A 13,595-nucleotide genomic window follows, 5' to 3' on the forward strand; every position below is an offset into this window, starting at 1 on the left:
CGTGGCCCCGGCAGAAGACAATCACAGATTGCCGGTCAAATCAAGAACATTACGAGAACAAGGCAATCGCTCTGGTTGCAGCCGGATTGAGCCCGGTTGAAAAGGCGGAACATGGTTAATACGACTGAAAACGACCTACTTGCGCCGCTTCCCCTCGACCGCGTCCCAGAACAGGCTGGCGATGTCGGCGCCGCCAAAGCGCTGCACCTCGCGCACGCCGGTCGGCGAGGTCACGTTGATCTCGGTCATGTAGTCGCCGATGACGTCGATGCCGACCAGGATGAAGCCGCGTTCCCTGAGCGACGGCCCGATGCGGGCGCAGATCTCGCGCTCGCGCTCGGTCAGTTCGGTCTTTTCGGCGCGGCCGCCGACATGCATGTTGGAGCGGGAATCGTGCTCGGCCGGAACGCGGTTGATGGCGCCGACCGGCTCGCCGTCGATCAGGATGATGCGCTTGTCGCCCTTGCGCACGTCCTTGAGATAGCGCTGCACGATGTAGGGCTCGCGGAACATCTGGCCGAACATTTCGAGCAGCGAGGCGAGGTTGCGGTCGGCCTCGTGCAGATGGAAGATGCCGGCGCCGCCATTGCCGTAGAGCGGCTTGACGATGATGTCGCCGAACTCCTTGCGGAAGGCGGCGACTTCTTGGCTGTCCTTGGTGATCAGCGTGTCCGGCATCAGGTCGGCAAACTGGGTGACGAAGATCTTTTCCGGGCTGTTGCGCACCCAGGCCGGGTCGTTGACCACCAGCGTCTTCGGGTGGATGCGCTCGAGGATATGGGTGGTGGTGATGTAGTTCATGTCGAAGGGCGGATCCTGGCGCAGCAGGACCACGTCCATCTCCGACAGATCGGTGCGCACCTTCTCGCCCAACGAGTAATGGCTGCCCTTCTCGTCGCGCACCTGCAATTCCTCGATGCGCGCAAACACCTTGCCGTCGCGCAGCGACAGCCGGTCGGGCGTGTAGTGGAACAATTGATGGCCCCGCCTCTGCGCTTCCAGCGACAGCGCGAACGAAGTGTCGCCGGCGATCGACACGGTGGAGATATGGTCCATCTGGACGGCGATTTTCAGCTTCATGGCGGGTCCCCAGCGCAGTCGACGAGAGCGATATAAGGGTCGCCGCGCCTTCTGCCAATCGCGACGTCTGAAGAACGGCAACGGCAGGACGCAACCCCCGCCAGCCCGATCGCGACAAGGCAAGGGGCCGCGTCATCGTTTTCTTAAGCCTTGCCGTACAAGAATAAGCCTCGAATACCCCAACGGCAGGCGCCGGATGGGGGTCCTCGATGGAACAACGACCATGAACGCGCTCACCGCCATCCGCGCCGCCGCGACCGACCAGCTTGAACTCACCATCCTGATGCCGTGCCTCAACGAAGCCGAGACGCTGGCCGTTTGTGTCGGCAAGGCCAGGGCCTTCCTCGACAAGGCCGGCATCCTGGGTGAGGTGCTGATATCAGACAATGGCAGCACCGATGGCTCGCAGGAGATCGCGGCCCAGGGCGGCGCCCGTGTCGTTCCGGTGGCGCAGAAGGGCTATGGCGCGGCGCTGCTGGGCGGCATCGCCGCCGCCAGGGGACGCTTCATCATCATGGGCGATGCCGACGACAGCTACGATTTCGGCGCGCTGGATGCCTTCATGACGCGCCTGCGCGACGGCGCCGACCTGGTCATGGGCAATCGCTTCCAGGGCGGCATCGAAACCGGCGCCATGCCGCCGCTGCATCGTTATCTCGGCAATCCGGTGCTGAGCTTCGTCGGCCGCCTGTTTTTCCGCATCAAGACCGGGGACTTCCACTGCGGCCTGCGCGGCTTCAACGCCGAGAGCATCCGCAAGCTCGACCTGCAGACGACCGGGATGGAATTCGCCAGCGAAATGGTGGTGCGCAGCGCGCTTGCCGGGCTGCGCATCGAGGAAGTGCCGACCACGCTCAAGCCCGACGGCCGCAGCCGCCCCCCGCATCTCAGGACCTGGCGTGACGGCTGGCGGCATCTCAAATTCCTGCTCGTCTACAATCCGCGCTGGATGTTCTTCATCCCGGGCGCGGCGCTGTGCGGCCTGGGCATGCTGTTCGCGGCCCTGTTGGTGTTTGGACCGTTGCGGGTGATCGACAATCTTTCGCTCGACCTCAACACCTTCGTCGCCGCCTGCTTCATGATCATCACCGGCATCCAGCTCATCACCTTCGGCGCCATATCGCGATACTATGCCGAGATCACCGGCATCCTGCCGCGCAGCCGCGGGTCCGACTGGCTGAGAAGGACCATCAGCACCGACCGTCTTGCCGCCAATGCCGGCATCTGCTTTGCCGGCGGTGTCCTGTTCTTCGGCTATGCGGTGCTGCGCTGGGCGCATCTTGGCTTCGGCCCGCTGACCGATTCCGAAATCCCGCGCATCGTCGTGCTGGGCCTGAGCCTGATCGTCATTTCGTTCCAGGCCTTCTTTTCGGCATTCCTGCTCGGTGTCCTGGAGATTCCGGTCAAGCGGCTGAAAGCCGGCCAGCCCGGCGGATCAGGCGAAGCCGCCGCGCCTGCTGAAAAATGAGCCGGCTTCTACGAAAATTCGCCGCCATACGGCTTGTCCGATTTGTCATCGTCGGCATTGGCGCGGCGCTGCTGCTCTTCGTACTGTCATGGGCGTTGGTGTCGGCCGGGATGCCGCCATTCGTCGGAAGCGTCATCGCCTACATGCTGGCCTTTGTCGTGGCGTATTCGGCACAGCGTGGCTGGACGTTCGAGGGACGGCACGACCACGCCCATGCTCTGCCACGGTATCTCGCCACCCAGCTGGTCTGCGCAGGGTTTGCAGGCCTGTCCGCCCATGTCGCGGTGTCGATATTTTCCGCCTCGCCGCTGATCATGTCAGCCATCATCACGATCGCCGCAAGCGCCGCGAGCTATGTACTCTCGTCGGTCTGGGTGTTTCGCGACGATCAAAGAGCCGCGTGAAGGCATTCGACGGCGCCCCGCCGGCGCGATGCGACGAAGCGCAAGGCTGGTTTAAGATTTGCGCAGTGAGTTCGCGATAACTTTCGGCACGAAAAGATCGCCCAGAGGCCGTCCGTGACTCCTGCCAAGACCATGATCTCCGCCGAGGCCACGCCACGTCCGTCACGGTATAACGACCTCGCGCTCGTGCTCGTCGCCACGCTGGTGATGGTTGCCGTCAGCGCTCTCAGCGGATTCCGTGACTTGACCGACGCCGGCGGCGACAATGACAATCTGCTGCGCCTGGTCGAGGTTCGCGACATGCTGGCCGGCCAGGGCTGGTTCGACCTGCATCAGTACCGGATGGGTCTCGAAGGCGGCTTCGTCATGCACTGGTCGCGGTTGGTCGACGCACCGCTTGCCGCCATCGTTCTCGTAGCCTCGGCGCTGACCGGCAGCATGGCAAGGGCCGAGACAATCGCCGAGGTGCTCTGGCCGGCACTGCTCTTCTCCCTCGCTTTGCTCTTTACCGCCCGCGCGGCGCGCAGTTTCGCCGGTGCCGCCGCCGTGCTGCCGGCCGTCGTCATCGGCGCCGCGGCGCTGCATTTCATCGGCATCTTTTCGCCCGGCTCGCTCGATCATCACAATGTCCAGCTGACGCTGACCATGGCCTGCCTGAGCCTGCTGCTCGATGCACCCGTGCAGCGCTGGGCCGCGCTGCTCGCGGGCCTGTGCGCGGCGCTGATGCTGGCGGTCGGCATGGAAACGGCGCCCTACGTCGCCACCATCGGCGCGTGCATTGCCTTGCTGTTTGTCGCCGACCCCGGCGGCGAGGGGCGGATCGCCAGGGATTTCGGCCTTGGCTTTGCCGGCGTTTCAGGGCTGGTCTTCGTCACCACCATCGCTCCATCCGCTTGGGGCCAGCCGCAATGCGATGCCTTTTCGGCAGTGCAGTTCGTGGTGGCCGCGCTCGCCGGATGCGGCCTCGCCGCCGTGGCATCGCTCGATATGGCCAACGCCACGCTCGGCCGGCGTCTCGTGGCGCTCGGCCTGCTTGGCGTGGTGCTTGCCGCTGTCGTGGTGTCGCTTTTCCCGCAATGCCTGGCGGCCCCCTATGCGAACCTCGATCCGCGCCTCAGGGAATTATGGCTCGATAACATCGAAGAGGCGCAGTCGCTGTACAAGCTTGTCATCTACAATCGGGTCGCGGTGGTAGAGCGTTTTGCCACGCCACTGGTGGCGATCCTGCTGATGGCGCTTGGCCTCGGCCGTGGCGGCTCGCGGCGGCAGGACAGCCTCGTTGGCGCGCTGCTGGTGGTGGCGTTCCTGGTCAGTGCCTGGCAAGTGCGCGGCTCGACCTTTTCCATTGCCCTGGCGGTGATCCCGCTTTGCGCCTGGATCGCCAAATGGCGGCAGCGGGCCGAAGCCAGCCCGTCGCGCGGCTCCGCGCTCAGGGTGGCCGCGGCCTGGCTGGTCTCGGTCAACGCACTCTGGGCGTGCGCGGCCGTGGCTGCGTCAAGCGCCTTCGAAACCGGTGCGGCCGTCAACGGCGCCAGTGTCAATGGGAACTGCCAAGGCAAGACCTCGTTCGCGGCACTCAGCCAGCTGCCGGACACCACCGTGCTCGCTATTTCCAATCTCGGCTCGCCCATCCTGGCCTATTCCGGACATCGCGTTTTCGCCGGGCCGTATCATCGCAACGTCGCGGGAAACCTGCTTGCACTCGATACCTTCCTCGGATCGGACGCCGATGCCAGGTCGGTGGTCGAAAGCCACCATGTCGGGCTTGTCGCGCTCTGCCGTGGCAACCCGGAAACCCGCCTGCTCGTCGGCAGGGCGCCTGACGGATTCCTGGCCAGGCTGGCGCGCGGCGACGTGCCGGACTGGCTGGAGCCAGTGGCGGAGACGGGCAGGCCCCTGCTTGAGCTCTATCGCGTCAAGCTTGGCGGCTGAAAATCACCGCGAAAACAAGGGTTTGACGCTCAGCTTAGCCGGCTTTCCCTGGGCGTCCGGCTCTTTGCCGCGGCAACATCGCCGGGGAAACCGGATTGCGTTTTCCGGATCGTGTCCCGTCCGCAAAAAATCGATTTTCGAGATACGTTTCCTAAAGGGTTTGCTGCCAGTCTCCGATATAAATTCCGACGTCAAAAACAGGGACACCGATGCAAACTCCGTTTGGCACCGGTCAGGCAAACAGGGAGAGCACGGATCTGGCCTTCACCGATCCGTTGACCGGGCTTGGCAACCATCGCCGCTTCTTCGACAAGGTCGATCGCCTGATCAGCGACCGCGCCGATGATCCCGCGCCTTTCACCGTCGGCATTCTCGACCTCGACGGCTTCAAGCCGATCAACGATCTGTTCGGCCACAAGGCCGGCGACGACATCCTGATCCAGGTCGCCATGCGGCTGCGCGCCTCGATGGACGGCCATTCGACGGTCTGCCGCATCGGCGCCGACGAATTCGCCTTCCTCTATCCGCTGGTGTTCTCCGAGGAAGCGGCGGCGGAAAAATCCCGCATGCTGATCGAGATCCTGTCGGCGCCATACGATGTCGGCGAACGCACCGCCAGGCTGTCGGCCTCGGTCGGCTGCTCGCTGTTCTATTCCGGCGACGAGACCACCGAGATCCTCATCAACAAGGCCGAAACGGCTCTCTACCACGCCAAGCGCTCCGGCCGTGGTCGGGTCGTCGTCTACACCCGTGAGATGGAAGAGGCGGCCAAGCGCGTCACCCGCATCGAACAGGCGCTGCGCCGCGCCGTCTCGGCCGGCGAGGTGGAGCCGCATTTCCAACCGATCGTCGACCTCACCACGCGCCGCACCATCGGCTTCGAGACGCTGGCGCGCTGGACCGATCGGGACCTCGGCGCCGTGCCGCCGACCGTCTTCATCCCCATCGCCGAAGAGCGCGGCATCATCGGCCCGCTGTCGCAGCTCGTGCTGCGCAAGGCGACCGAGGCGGCCAGGAACTGGCCGAGCGACCTGTTCCTGTCCTTCAACCTGTCGCCCTCGCAGCTCGTCGACCAGAACACCGGCCTGCACATATTGGCGATCCTCGACCGCACCGGCTTTGATCCGCGCCGCCTCGAGATCGAGATTACCGAGACCGGCCTGATGAACGACCCGGCCTCGGCCGCGCAGATCGTCGAGGATCTGCGTCGCGTCGGCATCCGCGTCTCGCTCGACGATTTCGGCACCGGCCAGTCCTCGCTCGGCCGCCTGCGCGAATTCCATTTCGACAAGCTCAAGATCGACCGCGCCTTCGTCTCCTCCATTCTCGACGACCGCCCGTCCGAACACATCATCCGCGCCATTCTCGCCATGTGCGAAGGGCTTGGCATGGATGTGGTCGCCGAAGGCATCGAAGAGGAAGCGCAGGCCGATCGCCTTGTCCAGTTCGGCTGCGCCGGCGGGCAGGGCTATCTCTTTGGCAAGCCGGTCGATGCTGACGCCACGCTCGGCTATCTCCGCGATTCCTTCCGCGGCGCCCTGCGCGCCAAGGCGATCTGACCGGCGATTTCGACGTAGTCAGCATTCCGCCGATGTCGCGGCGCGCTTCCACTGCGGCGCATTGTCGTTTTGTCCGACATGAGCCTGCAAATCCGACGTTTCGCCCTTGCCCGCGCGACTTGCGTGGCTAGGATGCGCGCCGTTCACGCCTACAGCGCCGTGCGTCCTTGGGACGCGCAAAGGACGCTGTTGCAACTTGTATTTGCGCATGATCCCTATCCGAAAATCGATCCGATTTTCGGGGTCATGCGCTGGGAGACAAGAAAGATGATGCCATCGGCGGATTTTGCCGACCTCAAGGGCGCCTCGGTGCTGATCACCGGCGGCGGTTCCGGGATCGGCGCGGCGCTGACCGAGGGTTTCGTGCGCCAGGGCGCCAATGTCGCCTTCATCGACATCGCCGAGGGTCCGAGCACGCTGCTTGCCGACCGCATCGAGAAGGAATTCGGCCGGCGGCCGCTCTATCTCAAGACCGATCTGCGCGACATCGAGGCGCTGCGCGCCTCGGCGGCCAAGGCGGCACAGGCGCATGGCGATGTCACCGTGCTGATCAACAATGCCGCCTGGGACGAGCGCCACGCCGTCGAGGACGTGACGGTGGAGTTCTGGGACAACAACCAGGCGATCAACCTCAGACCACATTTCTTCACCGCGCAGGCGGTGGCGCCGGGCATGAAGCGGGCCGGCGGCGGCTCGATCATCAACTTCACCTCGACATCCTACCTCATCAACCATCCCGACATGCCGGCCTACACCGCCGCCAAGGCGGGCATCCTCGGCCTCACCAAAGGGCTGGCCGGCAAGCTCGGGCCCGACCGTATCCGCGTCAACGCCGTCGCGCCCGGCTGGGTGATCACCGAGCGGCAGCAGGAACGCTGGGTGACCGAAGGGGCGCTTGCAGCCCATGTCGCCAAGCAGTGCATCAAGGAGGTCATGCGCCCGGACGACATGGTCGGCACGGTGCTGTTCCTGGCCTCGGATGCCTCGCGCATGCTGACCGCGCAGATGCTGATCGTCGACGGAGGTTTTCTGTGAGCCCGGAATTTGCCGGCGATATGCCGGCGGTAGCCGCGCTTGATTGGGGCACGACCCGGCTTCGCGCATGGCTGATCGACGGCAGCGGCAAGGTGCTTGCCGAGCGCCGCGGCGATGACGGCCTGATCACCGCGCGCGAAAAAGGTTTTTCGAACGTTCTGGAAGGCCATCTGGCCGCCCTGGGCGCGCCGGAAACACTGCCCGTCATCATCTGCGGCATGGCCGGCTCCCGTCAGGGCTGGATCGAGGCGCCCTATGTGAGCGTGCCGGCGCCGATCGGCGCCATCCTCGGCGGTGCCGCCCGCGTGGCTGATCAGAAACGCGACATCCGCATCGTGCCGGGCCTTGCCCAGCGCCTGGCCGATGCGCCCGATGTCATGCGCGGTGAGGAAACACAGCTTGCCGGCGCCGGTTTGCCGCCGAAGGGGCGGCATCTCGCCTGCATGCCTGGCACCCATTCGAAATGGGTGCTGGTCGAGGACGGCGCGGTTGCCGGCTTCGGCACATGGCCGACCGGCGAGTTGTTCTCGGTGCTTTCAGCGCATTCCATCCTCAAACATTCGCTGGGCGAGCATCCGGCTCCCGTCGCTGCGGGCAATCCGTTCTTCCGGCAGTGGTGCGAACGCGCGCTCGGCGAGGGCGGTGACGTCACCTCGAAGCTGTTTGCCATCCGCGCCGCCGGGCTCCTGCAGGACCTGAAGTCGGAAGATGCGGCTTCCTGTCTGTCCGGGCTTCTGATCGGCGGCGAGATCGCCTCGGCGAAGCTCCGCTATGGCGCCGGCGATGCGCCCGTCGTGCTGATTGCCTCGGGCGCGCTCGCTGTGCTCTACCAGGCCGCACTCGGCTTTGCGGGGCTTGCCGTCCGCACCGTCGACGCCGATGAAGCGGTGCGCGCCGGCCTCATCGAAGCCGCGCGCGAAAACGGCATGATCGCCAGAACCGGAGCCTTGGCATGACCGAGACCGCAGTCTTTCCAAAACTCAAGCGCGGGCTGGTCGCCATCCTGCGCGGCCTGAAACCCACGGAGGCGATGGCCATGGGGCAGGCGCTGTTCGATGCCGGCATCGAGGCGATCGAAGTACCGCTCAACTCGCCCCAGCCATTCTCGTCGATCGCCAGGATTGTCCAAGTGCTGCCGAAAACCGCCCTGGTCGGTGCCGGCACGGTGCTGACGGCGGCCGACGTCGACGGCCTGCACCAGGCCGGCGGGCGGCTGCTGGTCAGCCCCAACATCGATGCCGAGGTGATGGCGCGCGCCATGCATTACGGCATGGTGACCATGCCCGGCGTGTTCACGCCGACGGAAGCTTTTCAGGCGATCCGGCTGGGCGCTTCGGCCCTGAAATTCTTTCCGGCGAGCGCTCTCGGCGCATCAGGCATTTCCGCCATCCGGGCGGTGCTGCCGGCGCAGACCCTGGTCGGCGCCGTCGGCGGCGTTTCGGAGAAGGACTTTGCCGGCTACAAGGCGGTGGGCGTCTCGGTCTTCGGCCTGGGCTCCAGCCTGTTCAAACCGGGCATGAGCGTCGACGACGTCGCCGCCCGTGCGCACGCCGCCGTTGCGGCCTGGGATGCGGTGTTCGGAGAAGCATGATGAGCGCGGTTTCGATTTTTTCCGATCACATCTGCCAGCTCGGCGAAGGCCCGAGCTACGATCCCGCTACCGGTGCGCTGTTCTGGTTCGACATCGTCAACGGCCAGCTTCTGGAAAAGCCGCTCACGGGCGCCCTGAAGATCCACGAGCTTGGCCAGATGGCCAGCGCCATTGCCATCATCGACGAGCAGCGCCAGCTGATCGCCACCGAGACCGGGCTTTTTGTCCGCGATGTCGCGACCGGCACGATGACGCTGCACACGCCCATCGAGGCCGATAACCCGCTCACCCGCTCCAACGATTCCCGCGTCCATCCCTGCGGTGCCTTCTGGGTCGGCACGATGGCCAAGGACGAGAGCAAGGGCGCGGGCTCGATCTACTGGTTCTCTAGGGGCGAACTGCGCCGCCTGTTTTCGGACATCACCGTGTCGAACTCGATCTGCTTTTCCGAGGACGGAACGATCGCCTACTACACCGACACCGCGACCGGCCTGTTGATGCGCGTCGGCTGCGATCCGGCGACTGGCCTGCCGGTTGGCGAACCGAAAGTGTTCGTCGACCACCGCTCGTCGAAGGGCTACGTCGACGGCTCTGTCGTCGACCGCGATGGTGTCCTGTGGAATGCCGTCTGGGGGGGCAAGGCGGTGAAGGCCTATTCGCCCGATGGCACATTGTTGCGCGAAATTCCCATGCCGGCGACGCAGGCGTCCTGTCCGGCCTTTATCGGCGCCAAGGCCGACCGGCTGGCGGTGACCTCGGCCTGGAAGGGCAAGGACGACAAGCAGCGCAAGCTCGATCCGCAGGCGGGCATGACCTTCCTCGTCGATATCCCCGTCAACGGCCGGTTCGAACCGCGCGTGCTGATCGCCTGAACACCCGCGGCAGGTAATTGTTTTCGCGGGCGTTGTCACGCAAGCGCCCGGCACGGTCGGTTTCGCGAAAGCCGATGGCAGGCGCCGTGGGATGGTAATGCATGTCGTTTCGACGCGACGCGCTCTAAGCCATCGCACCGCTGGAATCCGCCCCATCATGTCAAAGCATAAGCCGAAGCTGATCCTTGTCTACGAGCCGGAGAAGGCTTGTTTCGATCGTCTGATCGCCGACGGCTTCCCATCGCAGCGCGCCACCGAGATCTCATCCTACCTCGCGCAGTCGACGGACATCGCCCCCGAATTCGCCGCACTCGCCGCCGCCTGCGAGGCGCGGGGTCTCGCCTTTGCGCCGGTGGCGCTCGACGATGCCGCCGAGGCGCTGGAGGGTGCGGATGCGCAGAGCACGCTGGTCTGGACATTGTCCGACGGCGTCGCCTATTTCCGTGGCGGCGCGGCTCCCGCACTGGCCCGGCTCAAGGGGTTGCGGACGATCGGCGCCGATGATTCGCTGTTCGCGCTCTGCCAGGACAAGTTCCGCTCCGGTGCCGTGCTTGGCGCGCTCGGCCTGCCGGCGCCGCAGGCTGGCCTTGCCCGTGATGGCAAATGGCTGGTCGAGCCGCCGGCCTCCGCCGCCGGCTGGTTCGTCAAGCCCAACCGGCTTGGCGCCAAGATCGGCATCTGGCCGGATTCACGTGTGGCTGATCTCGGCCACGCGCTGGAGCTTAGCCGGCGGGTCTTCGCCGCCTATCGCGACGATGTCGTCGTCCAGCCCTATGTCGCCGGCCGCAATGTGCGCGCCAGCTTTCTCGCACTGACGCCGCAAACCGGTGTCGAGGCGCTCGGCGTCGCCTTTGTCGATTCCGGCGCGGATTTCCAGACCATGGCGGACAGTATGGCGCTCTACGGCGAAACCGGCGAGGCGGCGAAGGCGGCAGGATTTTATGCCGAACCAGAGCTCGTCGCCGTCGCCGATGTCCAGCCGGTCGCCGACGCCAGGATCAGAGCGATCGCCGGGCGGCTGATCGGCGGGCTCGGCCTGCGCGACGTGTTTTCCATCGACCTGCGCGTCGAGGCCGACGACACGGTTCACCTGATCGAATTCGAGGTCTGCCCCGGCCTTCCCTGCTTCGATTTCCGTGCCTACTGCCGCCGGCAATGGGGCCTGGAGCTTGCCGACGTCATGGCCGAGACGGCGGCAAGCCGATTTATCGGCGAGCGCCACGGCGGCTAGGCTCGGCCTATATCGGCCGTGCGCCGGCCATGTACCTGGCGTTGTCGAACGGCTCCGGCCGGTTGTCGGCCAGGCTCCACAATTGGCGGTCGGTGCCGGGCAGATTGCCGAGATAGACATGCAGGGCTCCGGACCGGGCACTGCCGGTATTGGCGACCGAGTGAATGGTGCTGGAAGACATGTGCACCAGCGCGGGCGCCGAAAAATCCTGCCGCTCAGGCTCGTCGACCTTTTGGCCGGCGAGCGGGTAGATGAAATTGGTCTCGCCGCCCCAATAGATGCCGATCAGGGCGTCCATCAGATGGTTATGTGGCGGATACTGCACCCCGGGCGAGAGCGTGATGTGGTAGATCGTCAGCTGCGGGCTGGCATGCAGCAAGAGCTCGTCGTCCTCCTCCTCGTGAGCCAGTCCGCCGAGCGCATGGAAGCGGTTGGTATAGTCGCTCAGCACGGCCTTGACGTCCTCGAAGGGATTGGCGCCAGCCGCCGCGTTGACGATATCCCTGATCGCGGGGTAGAGAGGGGAGTCGGCCAATAGCGGCATGCCACAGCTCCTGACTGAGATGCTCAGCGAGCATAACTAAGATGGCCAATGCGCGTCAAGGCCGACGCGAAGCGAGAGAAGCATGGGGCCGACCAAAACCACGCCATCGAAATCGGCCGCGTCCCCGCACGGGGCGCCGGCGCTGTCGACGGCCGATGTGCTGCGCAGCGAACAGGCCTACGAACAGCTGAAGAGCGACATCGTCGCCTGCGTCCTGTCGCCCGGTGAAGCCTTGACCGAAAAACAGATCGAGGCGCGCTACGGCATCAAGAAGGCGACGATCCGCTCCGCACTTGCCCGACTCATGCAGGAAGGGCTGGTCAGGAGCGAGCCGCGTCGCGGCTATGTCATCACCACGCTGACCCTGCGCGATGTCAACGAGATCTTCGACGTGCGCGGCCTGGTCGAGCCGGAAGTGTTCCGGGTTGCCACCACCGGCATTACCGAGCGCGGGCTGGACGAGATCAGGCTGGCGGCGAGAAAGGTGCTGAAGCCGGAGACGCTGCGCAGCCCCGTTGCGTTCCTCGCGGCCGACCGTGCCTTCCGCCTGGCGATTGCCGAGCTTTCCGAGAATTTGCGGCTGGTACAGCTGCTCAGCCAGATCCTCGACCAGTCGGAACGGGCGCTTCATCTCGGCTTCAAGTCGCGCGATTTCATGCCGCTGATCATCGAACAGCAGAGGCAATTGCTGCAGGCCTGCGAAAAGAGCGACGTTCCCGGCATCGTGAAACTTTCCCGCTCGCAGTGCCTTGCCCTCAAGCACCAGCTGGTCGGGGCGCTGCTTGGCGGAGCCAAGCTGCGGGACGTGAACCTCCAGGACTTCGTCTGAAGCCTGTGGGCCGCGATAGGCTTCAGGCCCCTTCGACCAGCACGATCTCACCGTCGGCGACCTTCTGGCGAATGGCCACCGCGCGCTGATATTCCGGCGAGTGGTAGCAGTCATGCGCGATCGCAAGCGATTCGAATTCGATGATCACGTTGCGGGCGCGGCCAGGCCCTTCGGCCAGCTCATGGGCTCCGCCGCGCGCCAGGAATTTTGCGCCAAAACGGTCGAAGGCGAGCTTCGAAGCGGCGATATAGGCCTTGTAGCCTTCGGCATCGCGCACATCGACGCGGGCGATCCAGTATCCCTTCGGCATTGTTCTCTCCCTTGTCTACGCAGAGCGCATTTCGTCGAGGATCGCCTGCGCTGCCGCGCGGCGGTCGTTTGCCGCGACGATCGGGCGGCCCACCACAAGATGGCTGGCGCCGTTGCGGACTGCTTGCGCCGGCGTCACCACGCGTTTCTGGTCACCATGGTCGCTGCCGGCCGGCCGGATGCCGGGCGTCACCACCGCCATGTCGGGGCCGACGATGCGGCGCACCGCTTCTGCCTCCGCCGCCGAGCAGACGATGCCGCCCATGCCGGCATGCAGCGCCTGTTCCGAGCGCCTCAGCACCAGCGTGTGCGGGTCATATTCGTAGCCGACATCGATCATGTCCTGCTCGTCCATCGAGGTCAGCACGCTGACGGCGAGCAGGCAAAGGTCGCTGCCCCTGGCCGCTTCCACCGCTGCATGCATCGCCTTGGGATAGGCATGGATGGTCAGCATGGTCATACCCATCTTGACGATGTTCTCGACGCCCTTGGCCACCGTATGGTCGATGTCGAGCAGCTTCATGTCGAGGAAGATCTTGGTTCCGCCGCTCGCCAGTTCCCTGGCGAAGTCGAGCCCGCCGGCGAAGGCCAGCTGATAGCCGATCTTGTAGAAGGAGACGACGCCGTCGAGTTCGCGCACCGCCTGCTCGGCTTCCCGCACGGTCGGCACGTCCAGGCCGACGATCAGTCTTTCCTGGATGGACTGGGCCCGGATGGATTTGGCCTGAATGGTCGTGGCGG

General features: G+C 65.2%; 15 protein-coding genes. 10 read left to right on the plus strand and 5 right to left on the minus strand.

Translation table 11 applies throughout. The features are described 5' to 3' along the window. Window positions 1-135: 135 nt before the first annotated feature. Complete coding sequence (gene gshB / locus FJV83_RS15730; protein ID WP_142885874.1) at window positions 136-1,080, minus strand: glutathione synthase; 945 nt, start codon at window positions 1,078-1,080, stop codon at window positions 136-138. A 223-nt stretch (window positions 1,081-1,303) separates the two neighbouring features. Here gshB and FJV83_RS15735 point away from each other — a divergent pair, with 223 nt between their 5' ends. The 4 genes from FJV83_RS15735 (at window position 1,304) to FJV83_RS15750 (ending at window position 6,443) form a co-directional block, all read left to right on the plus strand. Beyond that, complete coding sequence (locus FJV83_RS15735; protein ID WP_142885873.1) at window positions 1,304-2,548, plus strand: glycosyltransferase family 2 protein; 1,245 nt, start codon at window positions 1,304-1,306, stop codon at window positions 2,546-2,548. Then, window positions 2,545-2,952: a GtrA family protein gene (locus FJV83_RS15740; RefSeq protein WP_095788595.1), complete on the plus strand. Its 408-nt coding sequence runs from the start codon at window positions 2,545-2,547 to the stop codon at window positions 2,950-2,952. The genes FJV83_RS15735 and FJV83_RS15740 overlap by 4 nt, the downstream gene beginning before the upstream one ends. Window positions 2,953-3,066: 114 nt before the next feature. Beyond that, entirely contained in the window at window positions 3,067-4,884 is a 1,818-nt protein-coding gene (locus FJV83_RS15745) for a GtrA family protein (RefSeq protein ID WP_142885872.1), read from the plus strand. 209 nt (window positions 4,885-5,093) lie between these two features. Next, complete coding sequence (locus tag FJV83_RS15750; RefSeq protein ID WP_095773360.1) at window positions 5,094-6,443, plus strand: EAL domain-containing protein; 1,350 nt, start codon at window positions 5,094-5,096, stop codon at window positions 6,441-6,443. Window positions 6,444-6,461: 18 nt separating this feature from the next. On the opposite strand, the gene FJV83_RS15755 is transcribed toward FJV83_RS15750, so the two are convergent. Further along, entirely contained in the window at window positions 6,462-6,653 is a 192-nt protein-coding gene (locus FJV83_RS15755; RefSeq protein WP_142877238.1) for a hypothetical protein, read from the minus strand. A gap of 57 nt (window positions 6,654-6,710) precedes the next feature. Here FJV83_RS15755 and FJV83_RS15760 point away from each other — a divergent pair, with 57 nt between their 5' ends. From FJV83_RS15760 to FJV83_RS15780, 5 genes are all read left to right on the plus strand, one after another. After that, window positions 6,711-7,478, plus strand: coding sequence for an SDR family oxidoreductase (locus FJV83_RS15760; protein ID WP_095773452.1), 768 nt, complete (start codon window positions 6,711-6,713; stop codon window positions 7,476-7,478). Beyond that, entirely contained in the window at window positions 7,475-8,434 is a 960-nt protein-coding gene (locus FJV83_RS15765; RefSeq protein WP_179296446.1) for a 2-dehydro-3-deoxygalactonokinase, read from the plus strand. The genes FJV83_RS15760 and FJV83_RS15765 overlap by 4 nt, the downstream gene beginning before the upstream one ends. Then, window positions 8,431-9,069 carry a 2-dehydro-3-deoxy-6-phosphogalactonate aldolase gene (locus FJV83_RS15770; protein WP_142877237.1) on the plus strand — a complete coding sequence of 213 codons (639 nt, stop codon included), beginning with the start codon at window positions 8,431-8,433 and terminating at the stop codon, window positions 9,067-9,069. Before FJV83_RS15765 ends, FJV83_RS15770 begins: the two co-directional genes overlap by 4 nt. Then, complete coding sequence (locus tag FJV83_RS15775; RefSeq protein ID WP_142885871.1) at window positions 9,066-9,941, plus strand: SMP-30/gluconolactonase/LRE family protein; 876 nt, start codon at window positions 9,066-9,068, stop codon at window positions 9,939-9,941. Before FJV83_RS15770 ends, FJV83_RS15775 begins: the two co-directional genes overlap by 4 nt. 157 nt (window positions 9,942-10,098) lie before the next feature. Then, window positions 10,099-11,172, plus strand: a complete 1,074-nt coding sequence (locus tag FJV83_RS15780) for a D-alanine:D-lactate ligase-like protein (protein ID WP_095773357.1) — start codon at window positions 10,099-10,101, stop codon at window positions 11,170-11,172. A 7-nt stretch (window positions 11,173-11,179) separates the two neighbouring features. Here the strand turns inward: FJV83_RS15780 and FJV83_RS15785 are convergent, their stop codons facing one another. Beyond that, window positions 11,180-11,716 (minus strand): autotransporter, encoded by a 537-nt coding sequence (locus FJV83_RS15785; protein WP_142885870.1) that lies wholly within the window; start codon window positions 11,714-11,716, stop codon window positions 11,180-11,182. A gap of 82 nt (window positions 11,717-11,798) precedes the next feature. Here FJV83_RS15785 and FJV83_RS15790 point away from each other — a divergent pair, with 82 nt between their 5' ends. Beyond that, on the plus strand, window positions 11,799-12,545 hold the full coding sequence (locus FJV83_RS15790) for a GntR family transcriptional regulator (RefSeq protein ID WP_142885869.1): 747 nt from the start codon (window positions 11,799-11,801) through the stop codon (window positions 12,543-12,545). Window positions 12,546-12,567: 22 nt separating this feature from the next. Here FJV83_RS15790 and FJV83_RS15795 read toward each other — a convergent pair whose 3' ends face one another. After that, window positions 12,568-12,855 carry a DUF1330 domain-containing protein gene (locus tag FJV83_RS15795; RefSeq protein WP_095773354.1) on the minus strand — a complete coding sequence of 96 codons (288 nt, stop codon included), beginning with the start codon at window positions 12,853-12,855 and terminating at the stop codon, window positions 12,568-12,570. Between the two features lie 15 nt (window positions 12,856-12,870). Further along, window positions 12,871-13,584, minus strand: a complete 714-nt coding sequence (gene pyrF, locus FJV83_RS15800) for an orotidine-5'-phosphate decarboxylase (protein WP_179295957.1) — start codon at window positions 13,582-13,584, stop codon at window positions 12,871-12,873. Window positions 13,585-13,595 lie beyond the last annotated feature (11 nt).

It is taken from the genome of Mesorhizobium sp. WSM4307 (assembly GCF_007003945.1).
In the GTDB taxonomy this organism is placed as follows: domain Bacteria; phylum Pseudomonadota; class Alphaproteobacteria; order Rhizobiales; family Rhizobiaceae; genus Mesorhizobium.